Here is a 2,623-nt window from a genome sequence, read left to right on the forward strand (position 1 = left end):
TGGCGCCGCCCGGCGGCGCGTGCCCGGCGAGCCAGGCCGCGAGCTGGTGTACGCGGGGGCCGCCGGCGGGGTAGTCCTCGTTCACCGCCACGACCACGCTCGGCTCGATGCCGACGAGGGTCGCGCCGGTCTCCGCCGCCCGGGCCAGGAGCTGCTGATTGTGCCGGGCGCGGTCCCGGAAGCGCTTCATGAAGCCCTGCACGTGCAGGGCCTTGCCCGACGGCACGTAGGGCAGGACGACGACGCGGTGGCCGCTTGCCGCGATGACCCGGACCGCCGCTTCCAGCACCCGGGGGTCCAGGTAGCGCGAGAAGGCGTCCGCCAGCAGCGCCACCGCGGGCCCGCCGGCGGCGAGCGCAGCCAGCGCCTCGCCCTGGCGCCGCGGCCAGTGGACGCCCTCGATCCGCGGCCGGGACCGGCGCCCGGGCAGGCGGGGCAGTGCCTGCAGGCCGAGGCGGCCGGCCAGGGCGCGGCCGGCGGCGCCGTGGAGCACGCCGTTGGTAAGTCGCGGCACGGCGGCCATCAACGGCATCAGGTGCTCCATGGCGCCGAGGAGGTAATCCCGCGCCGGGCGGCGGTGATCCCGGTGATACGCCTCCAGGAAGCGTGAGCGCATCTCGGGGATGTTCACGTGGATGGGGCACTGGGTGGCGCAGGCGCGGCAGCCGAGGCACCCGTTCATGGCCTCGTAGGTGGCCTCGGCGATCTCGTCGGTACCGCCGTCGCCGGTCTCGCGGCGGCGCAGCCATTCCCGCAGCAGCGTCGCCCGGCCCTTGGGCGAGTGCACGCGCTCGCGCGTGGCCTTGTAGCTGGGGCAGATGACCTGGGCGACGTCCCAGTCGAAGCACACGCCGTTGCCGTTGCACTCGAACGCCTTGGTCCACTCGTCGCGGACCGCGGTCGGGACGCTGCGTTCGTGTTCGCCGCGCATGGGCACGCCGTCGATGCGCCACACGCCCTCCGGGGCCGCGTCGGGGGCGACGATCTTGCCTGGATTCATGCGGTTGTCCGGGTCGAAGAAGCGCTTCACGGCGGCGAGCACGCCGTAGAGCTCGTCGCCGAAGAAGGTGCGGGTGTACTCGCCGCGCACGCCCTTGCCGTGCTCGCCCCAGAGCAGACCGTGGTAGCGGCCCACCAGCTCGACGACCTCGTCGCTGATCGCGCGCAGGCGCTTCGCGTCCTCCGGGTCGGTCATGTCCAGCGCCGGGCGCACGTGCAGGCAGCCGACGTCGACGTGGCCGAACATGCCGTAGTCCACGCCGTGACGGTCGAGCAACGCGCGGAACTCGCGGATGTAGTCCGCCAGGTGCTCCGGCGGGACCACGGTGTCCTCGACGAAGGGCACCGGCTTGCGCCGGCCCGGCGTGCGCCCGAGCAGCCCGACGCCCTTGGCGCGGACCCCCCAGAGCCGGGCGATCAGGCCGCCGTCGTCGGTGACGTGGAAGCCCGCGTGGTCGTCGCGCCGTTGCAGCGCCGTGCGCAGACGCTCGACCGCGGCCTCCACCCCGGCCGGGTCGCTGTCGCGGAACTCGATGAAATTGGTCACCAGCGGCGGCGCGTCGTCGGCGCGGTCACCGGCGAGCGCCTCCCGCACCGCCGGCCAGTCGCCGTCCGCGCGGGCCAGCTCGAAGATGCGCTGGTCCAGGGTCTCCACCGCCGAGGGCTCGGCCTCGAGCAGCCGGTGGGCGTCGGCGAGGGCGTCGTCGAAATCGTGGTAGCGCACCACCACCAGCGCCTGGTGCCGGGGTGCGGGGATCACCCGCAGGCTCAGCTCGGTCACCAGCCCGAGGGTGCCCTCCGCGCCGGCGATCAGCCGGGCCGGGTCCACCGTACCGTCCTCCGGGAAGGCGTCGCGCAGGTTGTAGCCGGTGAGCGAGCGGCTCATTGCCGGGAACCGGTCGCGGATCGCCTCGCGGTGCGGGCAGACGATGGCGCGCAGCGCGCTCGCCGCGCGGGTGCCGGCGTTCTCGGCAGCGCTGGCCTCGGCGGCGGTGTAGCGCTGGAACTCGTAGCGCCGGCCGTCGGGCAGCGCCAGCGAGGCGCCGAGGACGTAGTCCCCGGTACGGCCGTAGCGCCGCGAGCCCTTGCCGCAGGCGTCGGTACCGACCATGCCGCCGACCGTGGCGCGGCTGGCGGTCGAGGTGTGCGGGGGGAAGAACAGCCCGTAGGGCGCGAGGGCGCGGTTGAGCTGGCCGAGGACCACGCCGGGCTCGACGCGCACGCGCCCGGCCTCCGGGTCGATCTCCAGGATCCGGTTCATGTACCGGCTGGTGTCCACGAGCACCTGGTCGCTCAGGGACTGGCCGTTGGTCCCCGTGCCGCCGCCGCGGGGGGCGAAGCGCACCGTGGCGAAGCGTTCCTCCGCGGCCAGCGCCATCAGGCGTTCGCAGTCGCCCCGGTGACGTGGCGCGATCACCAGCGACGGCATCACCTGGTAGACGCTGTTGTCCGTCGACAGTGCGATCCGGTCGGCGATGTCGTCGCTGACATCCCCTTCGAAGCCGCCGTCGGTAAGCGCCGATGCAAATGCCTTGAGGGTCGGGGGAATCACGGCCCGCTCTCGCTCCACGGAGATAGTTGTCAGATTATTGATGGCGTAAAGCCTATTTAAATTGATGTTGTC

At 73.1% G+C, this 2,623-nt stretch carries 1 protein-coding gene; it reads right to left on the minus strand.

What is annotated here, in order from left to right; all coding sequences use genetic code 11:
- Nucleotides 1-2,551 (minus strand): FAD-binding and (Fe-S)-binding domain-containing protein (locus tag G7A99_RS16450; RefSeq protein ID WP_163142128.1); only part of this gene is annotated, 2,551 nt, incomplete at its 3' end.
- Nucleotides 2,552-2,623 lie beyond the last annotated feature (72 nt).

The sequence above is a fragment of the Arhodomonas sp. KWT genome, from assembly GCF_010993615.1.